At 65.3% G+C, this 20444-nt stretch carries 19 protein-coding genes and 1 pseudogene; 6 read left to right on the forward strand and 14 right to left on the reverse strand.

The features are described 5' to 3' along the window. The 5 genes from uppS to rpsB all read right to left on the reverse strand — a co-directional run bounded on the left by uppS (position 1) and on the right by rpsB (position 4240). The gene (uppS, locus tag SALA_RS09935) at positions 1-645 is read right to left on the reverse strand and encodes a polyprenyl diphosphate synthase (protein ID WP_237700957.1); all 645 of its coding nucleotides are present in this window, start codon (positions 643-645) and stop codon (positions 1-3) included. A gap of 165 nt (positions 646-810) precedes the next feature. After that, positions 811-1365 carry a ribosome recycling factor gene (frr, locus tag SALA_RS09940; protein WP_011542245.1) on the reverse strand — a complete coding sequence of 185 codons (555 nt, stop codon included), beginning with the start codon at positions 1363-1365 and terminating at the stop codon, positions 811-813. A 142-nt stretch (positions 1366-1507) separates the two neighbouring features. After that, positions 1508-2233: a UMP kinase gene (gene pyrH, locus SALA_RS09945; RefSeq protein WP_011542246.1), complete on the reverse strand. Its 726-nt coding sequence runs from the start codon at positions 2231-2233 to the stop codon at positions 1508-1510. A gap of 115 nt (positions 2234-2348) precedes the next feature. After that, positions 2349-3275, reverse strand: coding sequence for a translation elongation factor Ts (gene tsf / locus SALA_RS09950; protein ID WP_011542247.1), 927 nt, complete (start codon positions 3273-3275; stop codon positions 2349-2351). Between the two features lie 131 nt (positions 3276-3406). Then, on the reverse strand, positions 3407-4240 hold the full coding sequence (rpsB, locus tag SALA_RS09955) for a 30S ribosomal protein S2 (protein WP_011542248.1): 834 nt from the start codon (positions 4238-4240) through the stop codon (positions 3407-3409). Between the two features lie 313 nt (positions 4241-4553). On the opposite strand from rpsB, the gene SALA_RS09960 reads away from it, so the two are divergent. After that, positions 4554-4817, forward strand: coding sequence for a hypothetical protein (locus SALA_RS09960; RefSeq protein WP_011542249.1), 264 nt, complete (start codon positions 4554-4556; stop codon positions 4815-4817). Here the strand turns inward: SALA_RS09960 and SALA_RS09965 are convergent. Both SALA_RS09965 and SALA_RS09970 read right to left on the reverse strand, forming a co-directional pair. Continuing rightward, positions 4801-5583, reverse strand: a complete 783-nt coding sequence (locus SALA_RS09965) for a CDP-alcohol phosphatidyltransferase family protein (protein ID WP_011542250.1) — start codon at positions 5581-5583, stop codon at positions 4801-4803. The genes SALA_RS09960 and SALA_RS09965 overlap by 17 nt on opposite strands. Position 5584: 1 nt before the next feature. Next, positions 5585-6319, reverse strand: a complete 735-nt coding sequence (locus tag SALA_RS09970) for a phosphatidylserine decarboxylase (protein ID WP_041383237.1) — start codon at positions 6317-6319, stop codon at positions 5585-5587. A gap of 162 nt (positions 6320-6481) precedes the next feature. Between SALA_RS09970 and SALA_RS09975 the strand changes: the two genes are divergently transcribed. Next, positions 6482-7696 (forward strand): NADP-dependent isocitrate dehydrogenase, encoded by a 1215-nt coding sequence (locus SALA_RS09975; RefSeq protein ID WP_011542252.1) that lies wholly within the window; start codon positions 6482-6484, stop codon positions 7694-7696. Between the two features lie 347 nt (positions 7697-8043). Beyond that, a complete protein-coding gene (locus SALA_RS09980) occupies positions 8044-9828 on the forward strand; it encodes a cation:proton antiporter (RefSeq protein WP_011542253.1) in 1785 nt (594 codons plus the stop codon). Positions 9829-9839: 11 nt separating this feature from the next. Here SALA_RS09980 and SALA_RS09985 read toward each other — a convergent pair whose 3' ends face one another. Continuing rightward, complete coding sequence (locus tag SALA_RS09985) at positions 9840-12731, reverse strand: M16 family metallopeptidase (RefSeq protein ID WP_049754633.1); 2892 nt, start codon at positions 12729-12731, stop codon at positions 9840-9842. A 128-nt stretch (positions 12732-12859) separates the two neighbouring features. Here SALA_RS09985 and SALA_RS09990 point away from each other — a divergent pair, with 128 nt between their 5' ends. Next, positions 12860-13720, forward strand: coding sequence for a carbon-nitrogen hydrolase family protein (locus tag SALA_RS09990; RefSeq protein ID WP_011542255.1), 861 nt, complete (start codon positions 12860-12862; stop codon positions 13718-13720). A gap of 371 nt (positions 13721-14091) precedes the next feature. Here SALA_RS09990 and SALA_RS09995 read toward each other — a convergent pair whose 3' ends face one another. Together SALA_RS09995 and SALA_RS10000 are read right to left on the reverse strand one after the other, a co-directional pair. Next, positions 14092-14322 (reverse strand): hypothetical protein, encoded by a 231-nt coding sequence (locus SALA_RS09995; protein WP_237700854.1) that lies wholly within the window; start codon positions 14320-14322, stop codon positions 14092-14094. A gap of 167 nt (positions 14323-14489) precedes the next feature. Beyond that, positions 14490-15287 carry an NUDIX hydrolase gene (locus tag SALA_RS10000; protein WP_084764724.1) on the reverse strand — a complete coding sequence of 266 codons (798 nt, stop codon included), beginning with the start codon at positions 15285-15287 and terminating at the stop codon, positions 14490-14492. 111 nt (positions 15288-15398) lie between these two features. Here SALA_RS10000 and SALA_RS10005 point away from each other — a divergent pair, with 111 nt between their 5' ends. Then, the gene (locus SALA_RS10005) at positions 15399-16034 is read left to right on the forward strand and encodes a DUF4126 domain-containing protein (protein WP_011542258.1); all 636 of its coding nucleotides are present in this window, start codon (positions 15399-15401) and stop codon (positions 16032-16034) included. Positions 16035-16037: 3 nt separating this feature from the next. Here SALA_RS10005 and SALA_RS10010 read toward each other — a convergent pair whose 3' ends face one another. The 3 genes from SALA_RS10010 to SALA_RS10020 form a co-directional block, all read right to left on the reverse strand. Then, positions 16038-17261 carry an NAD(P)/FAD-dependent oxidoreductase gene (locus SALA_RS10010; protein ID WP_011542259.1) on the reverse strand — a complete coding sequence of 408 codons (1224 nt, stop codon included), beginning with the start codon at positions 17259-17261 and terminating at the stop codon, positions 16038-16040. A 107-nt stretch (positions 17262-17368) separates the two neighbouring features. After that, the gene (locus SALA_RS10015) at positions 17369-17623 is read right to left on the reverse strand and encodes a hypothetical protein (RefSeq protein ID WP_011542260.1); all 255 of its coding nucleotides are present in this window, start codon (positions 17621-17623) and stop codon (positions 17369-17371) included. A gap of 11 nt (positions 17624-17634) precedes the next feature. Further along, entirely contained in the window at positions 17635-18687 is a 1053-nt protein-coding gene (locus SALA_RS10020; RefSeq protein WP_011542261.1) for a Leu/Phe/Val dehydrogenase, read from the reverse strand. A 124-nt stretch (positions 18688-18811) separates the two neighbouring features. On the opposite strand from SALA_RS10020, the gene SALA_RS10025 reads away from it, so the two are divergent. Continuing rightward, a complete protein-coding gene (locus tag SALA_RS10025) occupies positions 18812-19282 on the forward strand; it encodes an Lrp/AsnC family transcriptional regulator (RefSeq protein WP_011542262.1) in 471 nt (156 codons plus the stop codon). Between the two features lie 319 nt (positions 19283-19601). Here SALA_RS10025 and SALA_RS16820 read toward each other — a convergent pair. After that, positions 19602-20400 (reverse strand): annotated as a pseudogene (locus tag SALA_RS16820) (IS5 family transposase). Positions 20401-20444 lie beyond the last annotated feature (44 nt).

Here is a 20444-nt window from a genome sequence, read left to right on the forward strand (position 1 = left end):
TCAAAGCCCCCCGTACCGGCGATCGCGCCGTGCAAATTGATCCAGCGCCGCTTTCAGGTCCGCCGGGGTAAAATCCGGCCACAGCTTTTCGGTGAAATACAGCTCGGCATAAGCCGACTGCCAGAGCAGGAAATTGGACAGCCGCAGTTCGCCCGAGGTTCGGATCAGCAGGTCGAGCGGCGGCATGTCGGCGGTATCGAGATGGGCCTCGATCGCCTCGGCGGTGATTTCGCCGATCGCTGCGGCGGCATTCGCCGCGCGCACCAGCTCGTCCTGCGCGCCATAGTTGAGCGCGACCGCCAGCGTCGTGCGCTTGTTGCCCGATGTCCGGTCGAGCGCATTGTCGATCAGCGCGACGACATCGGGCGCCAGCGCGCGCCAGTTGCCGATGACCTTCAGCTTCACGTCATTGGCGGCAAATTCATCGAGGTCGGAGAGGATGAAGCGCTTCATCAGCCCCATCAGGTCGTTGACCTCTTCCTCGGGCCGTTTCCAGTTTTCCGAACTGAAGGCATAGAGCGTCATCGCCTCCAGCCCCAGATCGCCCGCCGCGCGCACGATCGTGCGCACCGTCTCGACCCCCGCCCTGTGTCCCGCGACGCGCGGCAACATGCGTTTTTTGGCCCAGCGGCCGTTGCCGTCCATGATGATGGCGACATGGCGCGCGGCGTGGTCTGAAACCGTCACCGGAAAAACCTCAAAATCCGTTCGCATCGAGCGAAGTCGAGATGCCCCTCGGCCGTGTTCCAGTCCGATGGGTGTCTCGACTTCGCTCGACACGAGCGGAAGAGAGATAGGCGCCCCAAAGCACTAGCCCAGGATTTCCTTTTCCTTCGCCGTCGCCGCGGCGTCGATCTCGGCGATCGTCGCATCGGTCAGCTTCTGCACCTCGGTCTCGTGGCGCTTGCGTTCGTCCTCGCTGATTTCCTTCTTGTTTTCGTCCTGCTTCAGATTGTCCATGCCGTCGCGGCGGACGTTGCGCACCGCAACGCGCGCCTTTTCGGCATATTGGCCGGCAAGCTTCGACAGTTCCTTGCGGCGCTCCTGCGTCATCTCGGGGATCGGCAGACGCAGCATCTGGCCATCGACGATCGGATTGAGGCCGAGTCCCGCCGAACGGATCGCCTTGTCGACCGGGCCGACGTTCGCCTTGTCCCACACCTGCACCGACAGCATCCGCGGTTCGGGCACGCTGATCGACGCGATCTGGTTGAGCGGCATCTGGCTGCCGTAAACCTCCACCGTCACCGGATCGAGCAGCGCCGCATTGGCACGGCCGGTGCGCAATCCGGCCAGGTCGTGCTTCAGCGATTCAACGGCGCCGTGCATCCGGCGTTCAAGGTCGGCCTTGTCATATTTCGCCATCTGTCTTTTCCTCTCTATTCCCCACACCCGTTCGCATCGAGCGAAGTCGAGATGCCCATCGGTAGCACGCGCCTTATGGGCGTCTCGACTTCGCTCGACGCGAACGGAAAATGGAAAACCAAAGCCTGCATTATATAATCCATCAGACTGCGCCGTCGCCGACGACGGTCGAGACGCCCTCGCCCGCCAGCACGCGCGCCAGATTTCCGGGTTCGCGAATGTTGAACACCACGATCGGGATATGGTTGTCGCGGCACAGCGCCACCGCGCTCGCGTCCATCACCTTCAGATTGTCCGCGAGCACGCGGTCATAGCTCAGCCGATCATAGCGCACCGCATTGGCGTCCTGCTTGGGATCGGCGTTATAGACGCCGTCGACGCTGGTGCCTTTCAGCAGCGCGTCGCACTTCATCTCGGCCGCGCGCAGCGCCGCGCCGCTGTCGGTGGTGAAGTAAGGCGCACCCACGCCCGCGGCAAAGATCACCACGCGGCCCTTTTCCATATGGCGTTCGGCGCGGCGACGGATCACCGGTTCGCACACCTTGTCCATCTCGATCGCCGACTGAACGCGCGTCTGGACCCCCAGCTGTTCGAGCGCATTCTGCATCGCCAATGCGTTCATCACCGTCGCGAGCATGCCCATATAGTCGGCCTGCGCGCGGTCCATGCCCTTGGCCGCACCCGCCATGCCGCGAAAGATGTTGCCCCCGCCGATGACGAGGCAGATTTCGAGCCCGCGATCCTTGGCTTCCTTGACCTCGGCCGCCATGCTCGCGACCGTTTCGGGGTCGATACCGAAGGGGCTGGGGCCCATCAGCGCCTCGCCCGACAATTTCAGCAATATGCGTTTCAGGCCGGGCAATGCCATGATCGGGAGAACCTCTTGCAAACTCGATATAAGCGAATGGCGCGCACCCTAGAGCGGGTGCGCGCCATTGCCAAGCGGACTGCCGCGACCGACGCGGCAATCCGTATCTTCTCTTTTAGACGCCGGCGGCAGCCGCGACTTCCGCCGCGAAATCGCTTTCTTCCTTCTCGATGCCTTCACCGAGCTGGAAGCGGACGAAGCCCTTGAGCGTTATCGCGGCGCCGACATCCTTGCCGGCGGCGGCGACGACTTCGGCGACCGGCGTCTTGCCGTCCATCACGAACAGCTGCGACAACAGCGCATTTTCCTTGCGGAACTTGGCAATCGCTCCATCGACCATCTTGGCGACGATCTCGGCCGGCTTGCCCGACTGGGCGGCCTTTTCCTCGGCGATCGCGCGTTCGCGCGCGACGAGGTCGGCGTCGAGGTCATCGCCGTTCAGCGCCAGCGGGTTTGCGGCGGCGACGTGCATAGCCAGCTGCTTGCCGAGCGGTTCGAGCACGTCGGCACCGGCGCTCGATTCGAGCGCGACGAGCACGCCGATCTTGCCCATGCCGGGCGCGGCGGCGTTGTGGACATAGCCGGTCACGGCGCCCGAGTTCACCGTCAGCAGGGCGACGCGGCGCAACGACTGGTTTTCGCCGATCGTCGCGATGTTGCTGGTCAGCTGTTCGGCAACGGTGCCCCCGGTCGGATAGGGTGCGGCGGCGAGCGCGTCGATGTCGGTGATGCCCTCCGCGAGCGCAACCTGCGTCACGTCGCGAACGAACGCCTGGAATTGCTCATTCTTGCCGACGAAGTCGGTTTCGCTGTTCACTTCGACGAGCGCGCCCCTGGTGCCGTCGGTCGCGAAACCGACCAGGCCTTCGGCGGCGACGCGGCCGGCCTTTTTGGCGGCGGCGGCAAGGCCCTTGGTGCGCAGCCAGTCGATCGACGCCTCGATGTCGCCGTTGTTCTCGGCGAGCGCCTTCTTGCAGTCCATCATGCCCGCGCCGGTGCGGTCGCGCAGTTCCTTGACGAGGGCGGCCGTGATTTCAGCCATGTCATAATCCTTTCCAAAAGGGGCAGGCTCGCTGGGGCCTGCATTCGCCGCGCGTGGCGGCGCGATAAGTCAAACCGATGACGGGGACGGCGCCGGACCGATGCCGCGCCGTCCCGTCATGCCGGGCACGCTCAGGCGTCGCTCTGGCGTTCGGTTTCGGCAGCCGCTTCGGCGGGAACCTGTTCGTCTTCGGTCACCGGAGCGGCGGCCTCTTCGACCAGCGCCGGTTCGGCGACCGGCTCGACGGCCGCGCCCAGATCCTCGCCGCGATCGGCGCGCGCCTGCTGGCCGCCGCGGGTCGCCGCCTGGGCCACCGCATCGCAGTAAAGACGGATGGCGCGCGCGGCGTCATCATTGGCCGGCACCGGAAAGGCGATGCCGTCGGGCGAGACGTTCGAATCGAGGATCGCGACAACGGGAATGCCAAGGACATTGGCTTCCTTGATCGCCAGCTCTTCCTTGTTCGCGTCGATCACGAACATGACATCGGGAATACCCCCCATATCGCGGATGCCGCCCAGGCTCATTTCGAGCTTGTCGCGTTCGCGCGTCTTGTTCAGCACTTCCTTCTTCGTGAGCCCCGAGGTGTCGCCCGAAAGCTGTTCCTCGAGCGTCTTCAGCCGCTTGATCGAGTTGGAGATCGTCTTCCAGTTGGTGAGCATACCGCCCAGCCAGCGGTGGTTGACGAAATGCTGCCCCGACGCGCGCGCCGCATCGGCGATCGGACCCTGGGCCTGGCGCTTGGTGCCGACGAACAGCACCTTGCCGCCGGACGCCGCGGTCGAGGCGATGAAGTCGAGCGCGCGCGCGAAGAGCGGCACGGTCTGCGACAGGTCGAGAATGTGGATGCCGTTGCGCGCGCCGAAGATATACGGCTTCATGCGCGGGTTCCAGCGGTGGGTCTGGTGGCCGAAGTGGGCGCCAGCCTCGATAAGATTCTGCATCGTGACGACAGGTGCCGCCATGGTCTTTCTCCTTCCGGTTGGTCCTCTGGAAAGCAAGAACCGGGTTCCGCGGGGCGGATGATCCGGCACCGGTTTATGTGCGCCTTCCATGTGGAATGGGCGGCCCGTTAGCGGCGTTCGGCAACAAATGCAAGCATCGTGCGCCGTCTTCGTCCGGGCGATAATGCGCCGCGCTGGATCAATCCGCCGATAAAACTCATCGCTTCGTCGCAAAATAGTTGAGAACACAACAGGAACATGCAACCAGAACCCAAGCGAAACCGTCCTTTGCCGAGAATCAAGGTTTCGTTGACGAAAACCGGAAGGACAGATCATGGTTCAGGTCGCAGCCGCACTCCTCTTCGCTCTTGCCGCCGGGTTGGGCATCACGGTGATTTTGGCGATGCTCAAATCGAACGAGACCGCGATCCTGTCCGCGCTGCTGGGCGAAGGCGCCTTTCCGATCGCCGCTGCGCCCGAATCGGAACCCGTTCCGGGAGCGGTCGCAGTACGCCGTCCGGCGAGCCGTCGCAGGCCTGTATCACGGCGCCTGGCGGTTGCCGGGGCGATGCGGACACAGTTCAGTCGCGCCGCCTGAGCCGGGCGGCCTTGGCATAGCTTGCCAGACCAAAGGGTAGCGTTGCCGCATAAACGGCACAGACCACCAGCAGCGTAAGCCAGGGCACGGTGACCAGCGCCGCGCCGAGCAACCCGACCCCCGCCAGCGCAAACAAACGCCAGGACCGGCGCAGGCGTATCGAAGCCCAGCTGTAGGTCGGGATCGCCGAGATCATCAGCGTCGCGATGGCAAGCGCCCATGGCATCACGACATACCATTCGCGAAACAGATCGTTGCCGGTGACGAACCACAGATACACCGGGACGAACGCCATCCCCGCGCCGGCGGGCGCCGGAATGCCGGTGTTGAAGCCCGCCGATTTATGCGGCTGGAAATCGGCGTCCATGCGCGAATTAAAGCGCGCGAGGCGGAGCGCACAGCAGACCGCAAGCGCCAGCGCGGCGGTCCAGCCGAACTTAGGGGCGTTGGTCAGCGACCAGAGGAACAGGATCATCGCCGGCGCAACGCCGAAGGCGATCACGTCCGACAGCGAATCCAGCTCGGCCCCGAACCTGCTCTGCGCACGAAGCAGCCGCGCGATGCGCCCGTCCATGCCGTCGAGCACCCCGGCAAAGATGATCGCGGCAATGGCAAGCTCGAACTGCCCGCCGATCGCGAAGCGCACTCCCGTGAGCCCGAAACACAGCGCGAGCACGGTAATCGCATTGGGGGCGAATGCGCGCAGGCCGATACCGCCGATCCGGCGTCCGGCAGCGTCGGCGGGGAGCGGATGCTCGTCCGCCACTCTACTGTCCGATGCCGTCGATGGTCGCCGCCTGCCCGATCCGCGCGATCACCGTCTCGCCCGCCAGCGTGCGCTGGCCGAGCAGCACCTTCGGCGTGGTGCCCGCGGGCAGATAGACGTCGACGCGACTGCCGAAGCGGATGAGGCCGACGCGCTGCCCGGTCGCCAGTTCGCTGCCCATCGACACGAAGGGCATGATCCGCCGCGCGACGAGCCCCGCGATCTGGGTAAAGCCGATACGCACCCCGTCGGCGCGCTCGACAACGAAATGCTGGCGCTCATTCTCCTCGCTCGCCTTGTCGAGGTCGGCATTGACGAACTTGCCGGGGATATAAACCAGCTTGCGCAGCGTGCCCGCAACCGGGGTGCGGTTAATGTGGACGTCAAAGACACTCATGAAAATCGACACCCGCAACATCGGCGCATCGCCCAGTCCGTCGGGCCCGGCGATCTCGGGTGGCGGCGGGACTTCGGCGATCTGGGTGATCAGTCCGTCGGCAGGGGCGATGATCATGTCGTCGCTCGCGGGGGTCACACGCACCGGATCGCGGAAAAAAGCACCGACCCACAGGGTCACGCCGAGCATCAGCCAGCCGAGGATTTCCCATCCCAGCAGCCAGAAGCAGAGCGTCACAATTCCGGCGATCAACAGGAACTTGCGGCCCTCGGGATGGATCGATGGCCATTGCCACTTGATGCCGCTGCCGGGCCGGTTCGAGGATATGATGTTCGACATGGCCGTTCTTCTAGGGATCAGCGTCCCCAGTGACAATGGATAAGGCGCCGACATCGTTGCGTGCGCGCGCGACACCGGTTGCGTCGGGGCGGTTGATCAATCGCCCCGCTTTGCCTAAGGCCCGCTGCAACTCCGACTCCCCAAGGATAAAGGCAGAAACGCATGGGCAAGATCAAGGTAGCCAACCCGGTCGTCGAACTCGACGGCGACGAAATGACCCGGATCATCTGGCAATGGATCCGCGAGCGGCTGATCCTGCCCTATCTCGACATCGACCTGCATTATTACGACCTCGGCATCGAGGAACGCGACCGCACCGACGACAAGATCACCGTCGAGGCCGCGAACGCCATCAAGAAATATGGCGTCGGCGTCAAATGCGCGACGATCACCCCCGACGAAGCCCGCGTCGAGGAGTTCGGCCTCAAGAAGATGTGGAAGTCGCCGAACGGCACGATCCGCAACATCCTGGGCGGCGTGGTGTTCCGCGAACCGATCGTGATGAAGAATGTGCCGCGGCTGGTCCCCGGCTGGACCGACCCGATCGTCGTCGGACGTCATGCCTTCGGCGACCAGTACAAGGCGACCGATTTTCGCGTCCCCGGCCCCGGCAAGCTGCGCCTGGTGTTCGAGGGCGAGGACGGCACGCTGATCGACGAGGAAGTGTTCCAGTTCCCTTCGTCGGGCGTCGCGATGGGCATGTACAATCTCGACGATTCGATCCGCGACTTCGCGCGCGCCAGCCTGAACTATGGCCTTGCGCGCGAATGGCCGGTGTATCTGTCGACCAAGAACACGATCCTGAAAGCCTATGACGGGCGTTTCAAGGACATCTTCGAGGAAGTGTTCAACGCCGAATTCAAGGTGCAGTTCGACGCGCTCGGCATCGTCTACGAACATCGCCTGATCGACGACATGGTCGCCTCGGCGCTCAAATGGTCGGGCAAGTTCGTCTGGGCGTGCAAGAATTACGACGGCGATGTCCAGTCGGACACCGTTGCGCAGGGGTTCGGCTCGCTCGGCCTGATGACCAGCGTGCTGATGACCCCCGACGGCAAGACCGTCGAATCCGAAGCCGCGCACGGCACCGTCACGCGCCACTATCGCATGCACCAGCAGGGCAAGGCGACCTCGACCAACCCGATTGCCTCGATCTTTGCCTGGACCGGCGGGCTCAAACATCGCGGCAAGCTCGACGACAATGCCGCGCTGGTGAAGTTCGCCGACGATCTGGAGAAGGTTTGCGTCGCGACGGTCGAAAGCGGCAAGATGACCAAGGATCTGGCGCTGCTCATCGGTCCCGACCAGAACTGGTTGACGACCGAAGGCTTTTTCGAGGCGATCGTCGAGAATCTCGACAAGAAGATGGGCGCTTAGTCCTCCGGCCGTCGTCGCGGAACAATGCGGTTGCCATAACCACCCAGAGCGGCTGCTGTATATCTGACCCACCGGGATTGCGTCAGGAAGCGTCTCGGACTTTGTCGCACTGCTTGTCCGGGCAACCAGCCCGGACTGCACAACGCTCCTCGCCGAGATGCTTCCTGACGCAACCGCAGGCGGCGGGCCGATCCTGGCCCATCGCAGCGTCGATCGTCGGTCACTATGCGGCAGCATCGCTCCCTCCTCTCTTCTCGCGCTGGGCCAAATCGGCTCCGTCTCGGTGAATCAGATATACGGCACGCCGCTCTAGCCAATCGGGGCCGGCCTGCATAAGGTCGGCCCTTATGGTATCAGAGACAGAAACCTCCGCCATCGGCAATGCGCTGGTGGTGCTGGGCGCGGCGGGCATCGTGATCCCCGCCTTTGCGCGCTTTCGCCTGCCGCCGGTCATCGGTTTCATCCTCGTCGGGCTGCTCGTCGGCCCATCGGGGCTGGGCGCGCTTGCCGCCGATTATCCGTGGCTGCGACATGTCACGATCGGATCGACCGAGGACATCGCGCTCTTTGCCGAGTTCGGTATCATCCTGCTGCTTTTCTCGATCGGGCTCGAATTGTCGTTCCGCCGCCTGTGGCAGCTCAGGAAGCTGGTGTTCGGCATCGGCGCCGCAGAGTTGTTGTTCGGCGGCGCGATCCTTGGCGGCGCGCTGATGCTCTTCACCGATCACGCGACGCCCGCTGCCTTCGGTCTCGGCATCGCGCTCGCGCTGTCCTCGACCGCGCTCGTGCTGCCGATCGCCGGCACCAAATCGGCGGTGGGCCGCGCTTCCTTTTCGATGCTGTTGTTCGAGGATCTGGCAATCGTCCCGATCATCTTCATCCTTGGCGCCTTCGCACCCACCGCCAGCGGTGACAGCACCCAATTGCTGTTCGCAACGCTGTGGCAGGGCGGGCTCGTCATTGCCGCGCTTGCGATTGGCGGCTGGTTCCTGCTGCCGCGCATCTTTGCCCAGGCCGCGCGCGCCAAGGATCCCGAACTTTTCCTCGCCGCCAGCCTGCTGGTCGTCATCGTCGCGGCGCTTGCAACGGCCGCGGTTGGCCTGTCGCCGATCGTCGGCGCGTTGCTCGCGGGGCTGATGATCGCCGAAACCGAATATCATGGCGAAGTCGAAGCGATCACCGCGCCGTTCAAGGGGCTCGCGCTCGGCGTCTTTCTGATCAGCGTCGGCATGGGACTCAACCTCCGCACGATCGTCGAGCAATGGCCCGAACTGATGGTTGCCGTGGGCGGGGTCATCACGATCAAGGCGCTGGTCACCGCCGCGCTGCTACGCTTTTCGGGTTTTGCACGCCGCGGGACCGCGGCCGAGGTCGGGCTGTTGATGGCGAGCCCGTCGGAAACCACGCTGATCGTGCTCGCCGCCGCATTGCAGGCGCAGCTCATCACCAGCAGCACCGCCGAGTTCTGGCAACTCGTCACCGCAATCGGCCTGACGATCACTCCGCTTCTTGCGCGCGTCGGCCACGACGTTGCCCGGCAAATCGAAATGCGCAGCGGCGATGCCGACGATGACGAGACGCCCGAGGGTCGCACCGTCATCGTCGGCTTCGGGCGCGTCGGCCGCACCGTCGCCGAGTTGCTTCGCGAACATGACCGGCCCTATATCGCGGTCGATGCCGACATCGACACGGTGGCGGCGGCCCGGCGCGACGGCTTTATCGTCCGCTACGCCGACGTCGCGCGGCCCGGCAGCCTCGACAGGCTGGGCATCGAAAATGCCCAGGCTATCGTCCTGACGATGGACGACCCGGTCCAGCAGCTGCGCATGACGCGGCGGCTGCGGCAGAAATATCCCGACCTGCCGATCATCAGCCGCGCGCGCGACGCCGACCATGCCGCTGCGCTCTATCAGGCGGGCGCCAGCGACGCCGTGCCCGAAACGCTCGAAAGCTCGCTGCAACTCGCCGAGGCCGTGCTCATCGACCTGGGCGTCGCCATGGGACCGGTGATCGCGTCGATCCACGACGTGCGCGCCAGAATGCGCCACGACATCATGACAAAGGGCAGGCTCGATCACGAACCCCGCGTCCACCGACCCCAGATCGGCGCTCGCAGCGGCGAAAGCGGTTAGAGCGGCGTGCTCTAACGTCCGCCAACCGCGGCATCGAGACGGGTCGACATCGCACCATTCAGTGCCGACGCATCGGCGAGCGTCATGCCCTCGGGCAGGATGGCAAGCGACCATTGGCGGTCCGGCGTCAGATACTGGCGCGCGAGCCGCTGCACATCGGCGGCCGTGACGGCCGCCAAGTCGTCCTGGATCGACAGCGCCGCCGCAGTCACGCGCGGATCGCGCGTCGCGCCTTCGAGCAGGAACATCCAATAGACATTGCCTGTCGATGCTCGCGCCACCTGCTCGCGGATCGGGCCGGCGTTGCGCGCCAATTCGTCGGCGCTGACCGGTCGTGCGACGAGGTCGGCGGCGATGTCGCGCGCAATCCCGTAAAAACGGTCGATGTCCTTTGGCGCGAGCAGACTGCCGACGAGCAGATAGCCGCCGGTGTCGAATCCCGTTGGCCAGTGGCTGTCGACGACGGGGCCGTAGCTGGCGCCCTGTTCAGCACGTAGCCGATCGAACAGCCGGTCGTTGAAGATTGCGGCCAGCACCTCCAGCGCGCGCGCGTCGCGCGGATTGGTGCGGCCGCCGCCGGTCGGCCAGGCCGTCATCGCCGCCGCCTGCCCCTGCTCGCCGCGGTGATAGGCGATTTCGGGAACGGTGACGTGCGGCGCAAAATCGACGCGCTGGCCACCCGGTGGCGCCAGAATCGCGCGCGGCGCCAGCGCCCCAAAACTTTCGGTCAGGATTTTCCGGTAATCGACCGTTTCGAGGTCGCCGAAAATCTGCACCTCGATGGGTCCGCTGGCGAGCCTCGGTTCCCAGAAGGCCCGGAAGGCCGCAGGCGTCAGCGCCTCGATTGCCGCGCGGTCGGGCGCCGCCCAGCGCGCGTCATTGCCGGTCAGCCAGCCGCGCAAATGGCGTTCGAGTACCGCATTGGGGGTCGCGTCATTGAGCTCATAGCCGGTGAGATAGCCGATCCGCAGCCGCTCGACCGGCGCCGCATCCCAGCGCGGCAGCGCCAGCTTGGCCGCCATGAGCCGCAACTGGTCGGCAAGGTCGGCAGGGCGGCTTTCGGCGGACAGCTCGAAAGCATCGTCGTCGATCGCGAAGTTCATCTGAATCTGCCGCCCGTTGGTGAGCTGGTCGATCTCATTCTGGCCCCACGGTCCGATTCCACTCGCGACAAGCGCATAGTCGCCGGTCCACAACAGGTTCGGCGCATCGGCGGCGACGCTGCGATTGCCGGTACCGAAGCGCACATTGACGCGCACCTTGCCCGGTTCGATCTTGTTGTTCGACACCAGCGCGGTGACGCCGTTCGACAGCTCGATCCGCTCGGCGCGAAGGCCCGGCAGCGGCGCCGTCGCGACGATGGAGCCGGGCTTGCCAAGCGACGGAAGCTGCCCGAAATCGGCCTCGACCGCCGCAAGCCGTTCGTCGCGCGCGGCGACGGGAGCCTTCAGCGCGGCGAGGACGGCGCCGTTCCCGCCGGCCGATGTCGGTGTGGTCAGCACGACGCGGGTGACCGGCGCGGAAAAGATGGCGCGGCTGATGTCGAGCATCACCTGCGGTGTCGCCGACGCCCGGATCGCCCTGAACATATCGACCTGCCCCTGCGGGCTCGTCACCGTTTCGTTGATGTCGACCGCGCGCACCATGTCGTCCGCAAGCCGCGCGCCGGGCTCGTTGCGCGCATTTTCCAACTCTTTGAGCAGAAAGGCCTCGATCTCGTTCGTCTCGCGGTCGATGTCGGCCTGCGACGGCGGGCGGCGCACCGCATCGGCGATCACCCCGCGGACATCGGCGAGCGCGGCCTTCCAGTCGCTCAACGGAACGATCGAGGCCGCGGTCACATCGGCGCTGCGACTGACATATTGCTGTTCGACGGTGGCGACGAGGTAGCTGGCGCCCGCGCGCGCGCGATTTTCGAGCCGCCGGTTGACGAGCGCCTGTGCGATGAACTCGAGGTAAAGCCGCCGCGTATTTTCGACCGTGTCGATCCGCCTTTTCCACGGCCGGACCATGGCGAGCGTGAGCGCGAGCGGCTGGTTCGGCTCGACAATTTCGAGCGCCGCGGGCGCCGCGGGATCGGGCTTTCCGAAATCGGGATCGGGCGGATTGGTCCCCTCCCCTTTCCAGTCGCCATAATATCTGGCGATCAGCCGCGCGAAAGTGGCGGGGTCGCCGTCGCCGACAATGACGACCACCGCGCGTTCGGGACGATACCAGCGATCGTGAAAGGCGCCGACGGACGCCGCGGTCGCCTTGCCCAGCGAGGCCGTTGTACCGATTGGCGAGCGATCGCCAAGCAATTGCCCCGCGAACAGATGCGCGTTGGTCGCGTCGGCGATGCGTTTCTGCGGTCCGTCCGATTCGCGCAGCTCGGCCATGACGACTCCGCGCTCGGCCGCCACCGCCAGTTCCGAAATACGCGGCGCACGGATCATGCCCGCAAGCAATTTCATGCTTTCGTCAAGATTCGCGGGCGTCACGCTGGGAAGGTCGAGCTGGTAGACGGTCTGCGTCGGCGTCGTCTGGGCGTTCGAATCGCTGCCGAAGGTTACGCCGAAGCGCTGCCAGATACGTTTTGCCTCGCCATCGGGGATGTGCTCCGAGCCGCGAAAGGTCAGATGTTCGAGCAGATGGGCGTAGCCTCGCTCATCGTCGGTCTCGAACATCGAACCGACATCCATCCGCACGCGGATCGACACCTGCCCCGGCGGCACGCCGTTATTGCGCACGGCATAGCGCAGGCCATTGGGGAGGATGCCGAACTGCCACGCCGTATCGCGTGGAATGTCACTGCCAACATAAAGCCAGTCGCTGTTCCCCGCTTGCTTCGCGGTCGCGACCTCGTGCTGGGCGCGCGCGGCGAGCGGCGCCAGCAGCAGTGCGGCGAGGGCGCCGACAAGCATGGAACGGGCAAAACGAAGGGGCGCGCGCGCTGGATCAGACGACATTGGGCTATCTTATCGCCTTCGAACCTTGCTGGCCACTGAACTGTCGGCTTGTCGGCAGTGGCGCATGGCATTAGCCAGACGATATGACCGGCCCCGATGACGACCCGCTCGCTGCGCTTGTCCAGATGACCAGCGGGATTGACCCGGCCGCCAATCTGGCGGTGATCGACCGCGCGATGGGCGAAGCGGCGGCGCATGGCGCGGCGATGGCCTTTCTACCCGAAATGTCGTTGTTGCTCGACCGCGATCGCGCGCGTTCGGCGGCGCATATCGCAACCGAAGCACAAAGCCCGTGGCCGTCGGCGTTGCAGGAGATGGCGCGGCGGCATGCCATATGGCTGCATTCGGGGTCGATGCCGCTGCTCGCCGACGATGGCCAACGGCGCGTCAACCGCAGCCATGTCATCGCCGCCGATGGCAGAATCCGCGCGCGGTACGACAAGATCCACATGTTCGACGTGCAGCTGCCATCGGGCGAGAATTGGCAGGAATCGGCGGCTTATGCGGGGGGCGACGCGCTCTGCATCGTCGATACGCCGCTCGGCCGGCTGGGCCTTAGCATCTGTTACGACCTGCGCTTTCCCGAACTCTATCGCGCGCTTGTCGACAGCGGCGCGACGCTGATCGCGATCCCCGCCGCCTTCACCGTGCCGACGGGCGAGGCGCATTGGCACGTCCTGCTCCGCGCGCGTGCGATCGAAACCGCATGCCATGTCGTTGCCGCGGCGCAATGCGGCCAGCACACCGACGGCCGCACAACCTATGGACACAGCCTGGCGGTCGATCCGTGGGGTGCGATCCTCGCCGATGCCGCGCGGAGCGATGAAGCGAATCAGAAGGGTTATTCGCTGACGATCGTGCCGATCGACGCGACCGCGGCAACCAGGGCGCGCGCGGCAATTCCGCTGAGCCGGTCGCGCGCGATTCGCCGCATCGACCTTTAGGGCGGATTGGCATTATTTCGCCCGTCATTGCGGCGAAGGGCGGAATCTCACCCTCGCAATCTGACGCAGCGTCGATATTCCCGCCTTCGCCGGAATGAAGGGCGCGCCGAGGGTCACGTTCAACCAGAACCGCAGAAGTTCCAAATATCTCCGACACCGGGGTTGAACCCACCGGCTCCGCAGCGTCGTCATTGCGAGGAGCGTAGCGACGAAGCAATCTCCAGCCGCCGTACAAAATGCTACGAAAGCTGGAGATTGCTTCGCTGCGCTCGCAATGACGCCTACGGCTACGAGCGCGGAATGCTCGCCAATGCACAAAGGGCCCCGAGCGATGCTCGGGGCCCTTTGGTATCTGTAGCGATCAGCCGATCTTACGGGCTGGTCGGTTCATCGTCGTCGTTGTCCGACGCGATGATGATGCCGCCGATGACAGCCGCGAGAGCGAGAACAGCGATGATCCAGCTCGTGCTGCCTTCCAGTTCGCTCTGGCCATCAACGGCCGAAGCAGCGCGTGCCGCGGGAGCAGCCGACGCGGCAACAGGCGCCGCAATCATCGAGGTGGCTGCGAGGGAGATCGCAGCTTTCTTAAGCAGGTTCATCATTTTCTCCGTCCACTGGATAGTCTTGTCGAATCACACCGTGAAGTTCGTCCCCGGTCTGCTTCTGCCCGGCCTTCTTACGCACGGGCTTCGGCAATTGCAACGACGTTTTGCCCTACCCCCTGAAATCTTAGTAAATTATAAACAGATGAAAACTTGTTGCCGGTTTCTCACCCACGCCGCACCCGCTCAAAGGCCTCGCTGGTCACCGGATAGCCCAGATGATCGGGAATGCACAGATGGGACCGACCATCGCGATCCTCGATCCACGGCGTGATCAGTTCGACCGGATATGCACATGAATGCGCCGAAAAGCTCGGGAAGTCGGGCGCCTGCGCCAGCCGTTCGAGATTGCGGCGCGTCGGGAAGATGACCGACACCTCGCCGCGGTCGGCCATCGCCAGCGTCGCCGCGGCGCTCGCCCAGAAAATATGGCTGTGTTCGGCCTCCTCGACGGTGAGTTCGTGGCTGTGCGGCGGGGCGGCGACGGCATAGAAGCGCGTGTCGAAGGTGCGTGCTTCCTTGAAATTGGGGCACCAGCGCGCGAAAGGAACGAGCGATTCCAATGCGATTCGCTCATCGCGCGCCGCCAGTATGTCGGACAGCAACGTCCCGCCGAGCAGGGCGCGGCGCACCTCGGCGACCTCCGTTTCGGCAAGGCCGGGCCAGCCGACCGCGAGCCCCGTTTCCTCCAGCGTCTCGCGGAGCGCCGCAACGCGCGCGGCGCCGTCTGCCGGATCGATGCCTGCTCCGTGGCGGCGCGCGACCTCATGGTCGTCGGGATCGACACGGCCACCGGGAAATACGACCGCCCCCGCCGCGAAAGCCATGTTCGCCGATCGCTTGACCATCAAAATCTCGTCGGGGCCGCCGCCTTCGGACGGTCGCATGATAACCAGCGTCGCGGCGGGAATAGCGCCGTCGGGCAGCATCGCCTCGGGCGCGGACGGCAAAACGGCATCGCTCATGGCCCAAGGCGATAACCGCGCCACGCCCACTTGTCATCCCGCCATTGCGGCTGCCCGGCCAAGGGTGCAAGATGCGGCCCGGCGCAACACCATGGGCGGGGGAGCGGGCCATTGGGAATCGTCGAGATTTTGGGTGTCGCGGGCAGCCTGAGCCTGCTCGCCGGATGGCGGCTCTACCTCACCATCCTGGCGACCGGGGTCGCGATGCATTTCGGCTGGCTGCCGCTCCCCGAACATCTGGCGGCGCTGCAGGTGCTCGCAAACCCGTGGGTGCTCGGCGTCGCCGCGGTCGGCACGATCGCGGAGTTCCTGGCCGACAAGATCGCCTGGGTCGATTCAGCATGGGACACGGTCCACAGTATCATCCGCCCGCTGGGCGGCGCGCTGCTCGCGCTCGCGCTGGTCGACGCTTCGGACCCGGCGTGGCAGGTGATCGCCTTCCTGCTGGGCGGCGGCGGCGCGCTGCTGAGCCACGGCGCCAAGGCGACGACGCGCGCGGTCGTCAACGTCAGCCCCGAACCGGTGAGCAACGCGGTCGTGTCGACCGGCGAGGATGTCGCGACGGGCGGCCTGCTTGCGCTCGCCATTGCTTTTCCGCCGTTCGCAATCGTCATCGCAATCCTGCTCGCCGCCGGCGCGGCAATGGTCATCGTCGCGCTGCGCCGCCTGCTCCGCAACGTCAAGGCGACGCTCAGGAAGGCGATGGGCGACGAACCGCCCCGCACAGACCCACTGCCGCCGACCTGAGGATCAGGCCGGCAACAGCGCCTTCAGCGGGGTTCCGGTATCGGCAAGCTGCTCCGCCGTGGCGCGAAGCCCGGCGGTGACGATCATCCGCCCCTGGACATAATCCTTCGTCGCATTGACGCAGTCGATGGCGATCACCCTGCCCGCCTTGAGGTAGACGACCGAGAAGCTGCGCGTCGCCGGATCGCCGCGCAGCACCGCCTGATCGTGGCCGGTCGAAAGCCCCGCGGTCTGAAGCTTCAGATCATATTGGTTCGACCAGAACCAGGGGATCGCATGATAGGGCGCCTCGTCGCCGACGATGCCCCTGGCGACGACATTCGCCTGGTCGTTGGCATTCTGGACCGATTCGAGGCGGATCACCGCGCCTCCGGCAAAATCATTGGCGTGCGCGGCGCAGTCGCCGATCGCATAGATGTCGGGCAGGCTCGTCCTGCACAAACGGTCGACGAGCACGCCGTTGCCGCCCTCGGCGCCCGCCGCGATCAGCGGTTCGACCGCGGGGACGATGCCGATGCCGACGATGACGAGGTCGGCGGGGATCACCGCACCGACCGCCAGCCGCACCCCGGTGGCGTGCGTGTCGCCCTCGATCGCCTCGACGCACACGCCGAGCCGCAGGTCGACGCCATGGTCGCGATGCTCCTTTTCGAAAAAGCGCGACAGCTCCTCGCCCGCGACGCGCGCAAGAACACGGTCGAGCGCCTCCAGCAGCACGACCTTCTTGCCCGCCTTGCGGAGCACCGCCGCCGCCTCCAGCCCGATATAGCCGCCGCCGATGACGACAATCTGGCCAGCGGTTTCGGACGCCGCCTTCATCGCATCGGCGTCAGCGCGCGTGCGCACGCCCTGCACGCCGGGCAGGTCGCCGCCGGGGATGGGCAGCATCCGCGGGCTCCCGCCGGTGGCCCAGACGAGCTTGCCATAGCCGACCGTCTGTCCGTCGTCGGTGGTGACGCTGTGCGCGGCGGGATCGACCGCCATGACGCGCTGACCGAGCAGCATCGTCACCGCGCGCTCGTCCCAATATCTGGCGGGGCGCAGCAGGATGCGCTCGAAGTCCTTATCGCCCGCAAAATATTCCTTCGACAAGGGCGGGCGTTCGTATGGCAGATCGGGTTCGTCGCCGATGATCGCGATCGATCCGGCGAACTTCTGCGTACGCAGCGCCACCGCCACCTGCGCGCCGCCGTGTCCGGCGCCCACGATCACCACGTCGAATTGCATCGCCTGTCTCTCCCGCCATTCGTCAGCGCGGCCGTTACACACGCGGCCGGGCGGGGCAAGCCGCCCTCGCCTCCTTCCGGCGAAAGAAAAAGTTGAACGCGCCGTGATCAGCCCGCGAGGCGGAGCGGTGGATCGACGGCCGCCGCTTCGGATCGCAGGACCGCAACACCCTCGCCGAGCTTGGCGGCGATGACGGCGGCCTGCGCGCCGTCCAGACCGGCGACGACGACCTCGATGGCTATATGCGTCGGCAGGAGGTTCATCGTGATCGCGGCGGGCACGAGCGCGCGCTGCGCGAAAACATTGGCAACGCGCGGCAGCGCCTGCGGGTCGGGCGTCGCGTCGATTTCAAAGCGGTACACGGCGCGGGCCCTCAGGCCGCCACGCGCTTGGCGCCCGCGATCACCTCTTCGGCCATTTCGTCGGCGACGAATGCAGGGGAGCGTCCCTCGCGCGCCGCGCGTTCGAGCAGCGCGCCGACGCGCGGGCCGATTTCGGCGACGCGCAATTCGACGTCGCGGACGTCCTCGCCCAGATATTCGGCCGAAACGTTGATGATGCCGCCCGCGTTGACAACATAGTCGGGCGCATAGACGATCCCGCGATCGCGCAGCTGCGCGGCGACGTCGGGGCTCGCCAGCTGGTTGTTCGCCGCGCCGCACACGATCTTCGCCTTCAGCCTCGCCGCCGTGTCGCGGTCGAGCGCGCCGCCGAGCGCACAGGGCGCGAAGATGTCAGCTTCGACCGAAGCGATTTCGGATACGTCGACGACCTGCGCGCCGAGCACGGCCTTCAGCCGGTCGCGGCGCACCGGGCTGACATCGGCGATCACCAGCCGCGCACCCGCATCGGCGAGGCGGCGGCACAGATCGGCGCCGACATTGCCCGTGCCCTGCACCGCGACAGTCAGGCCATCAAGGCTTTTGCCCAGCGCGAACTCGGCGGCGACCGTCATCGCATCGAATACCCCCTGGGCGGTCCAGGGCGACGGATCGCCTCCCGCGCGTCCCTCGGCCGACGGCAAGCCCGCGACATGGCGCGACGTCTGCGCGACCTCCTGCATATCCGCAACGCTCGTCCCGACATCCTCAGCAGTGACATAAAGCCCGCCCAGCTCCTCGACCGCGCGGCCAAAGGCGCGGAACAGCGCGACGCGATCCCATTCGCCCTCGGGCCGCCGCAGCACCGCCTTCGCACCGCCCAGCGGCAAGCCGGCAAGCGCGTTCTTGTAACTCATCCCCTCGGCCAGCCGCACCGCGTCGGCGAGCGCATGGCTCGCGTCGGGGTAGGACCAGAGGCGACAGCCGCCGGCGCCCGGCCCCAGCGCGGTCGAGTGAATCGCGATAAACCCGTCGAGCCCGGCTTCGAGATCATAGAGGCGCACGCATTCGAGTGGCGGGGCCAGGCGGGCAAGACGGACGACCATGAACATTCTCCTTGAACGATGCGTCGCTTATCGCATCGTTCGGCAGGGCGTTCTTGATCGCATCTTTATTGTTCGCCGGATTTTCGGGATATTATGTTCGCTCATTGCCTGATAAAGGAAACAGATGGCCGATCTTGATCCCTTTGAGATAAAAATCCTCCGCGAATTGCAGCGCGACGCCAATCAGACGACGGCCGAGATCGCCGAGCGCGTCGGCCTGTCGGTGTCGCCCTGCTGGCGCCGCATCGACCGGCTCGAACGCGATGGCTTCATCAGGAAACGCGTCGCGATCGTCGATCGCCGCAAGGTCGGACTCAACGCGCACGTCTTTGCGCAGGTCAGGCTCAACGCGCACGGCCGGGCCAACCTCGACGAGTTCAGCGCAGCGATCCGGGGTTTTCCCGAAGTGCTCGACGCCTATGTGCTGATGGGCACGACCGATTTCATGCTGCGCATCGTCGCCCGCGACATCGACGCCTATGAACGCTTTTTCTTCGACCAGCTGAGCAAGCTGCCCGGCATCCAGGAAATCAACTCGACCGTCGCGCTCTCGGAAATCAAGTCGACGACCGAACTGCCGCTGGGTATCGAATGACTGCTTGCCGGAAACTTGCGGGAGAACGCCTGCCTTGGCCTGCTCCCGGTGTGGTGGACACCGATAGGGGGAATGAAGCGCAGGCAAGTGGGGGCCGTAGCCCCCACCTTATTTGGTGCAATCAAGTTGCTTGTTAACAACCGGACCTGCGATTTCTGAAGGCTTTCGCTTACGAAATATCGCGTCCAATTGCAACTACATCACGCACCCCGATTCGAGTTCGAATTGGTGTCATTTGCGTTGGCGCATATGGTTGTGGACGCCGCACCCTCTTGATACACAGAAAATCAAAAATCATCCGACTAGGGTCGAGACTCAATCACAGCCAGAAGGCCACGGCGGCTGCGAGGCTTACGGCTGACAGGAAATTCCTGGCGAGTTTATCGTAGCGGGTAGCGATGCGGCGGAAGTCCTTGAGGCGGCAGAACATGGCCTCGACCCGCCAGCGATCTTTATAGCGTCGTTCGTCATACTGGATCGGGCGCTTGCGGTTGCGTCGGCCGGGGATGACAGGGATGGTGCCCTGTTCGCGCAAGGCAGCCCTGATGCGGTTGGCGTCGTAGCCACGGTCGGCGATCACCCGCTTCATTCCGACGGTTTCGCCGATCAGCAGGTCCGCGCCTTTCACGTCGGACGTGTTGCCGGGCGTCAGGACGAGGCGGAGCGGTCGCCCAAGGACATCGACAAGCGCATGGATCTTGGTCGTCCGGCCGCCACGCGAGATGCCAATGGCATTGGCCCGCGCCCGTTTCGCGGTCCAATGATCCCCCGGATCATTGGCATGCGCTCAACTTTGCGCCACCGGCAGAGCGGTGGGCCTTGATGTAGCTGCTGTCGATCTGGCCGGTTTCCGCGATCCAGCCCTCCTCGGTCAGCGCCGCCAGGATGCGGGTCCAGATGCCCCGCCTGCTCCACCGGTTCCAGCGATTATAGACCGTTGTCGATGGGCCGTATTCAGGCGGGCAATCCGCCCAGCGGCCACCGCACTTGAGCATGTGAATGATGCCGGAGATTACCCTGCGATCATCGACCCGCCGCGCTCCGGGCTGGTTCCTCGGCAGGTGGGGCTCGATCGCCCGCCATGCTTCATCTGACAGCCAGAACAACGAACGCGACATTTCCAAAGGCCTCCTGCTTCAGCGGAGAACCCGTGAATCAATGT

Source organism: Sphingopyxis alaskensis RB2256 (assembly GCF_000013985.1).
GTDB classification, from domain to species: Bacteria; Pseudomonadota; Alphaproteobacteria; order Sphingomonadales; family Sphingomonadaceae; genus Sphingopyxis; species Sphingopyxis alaskensis.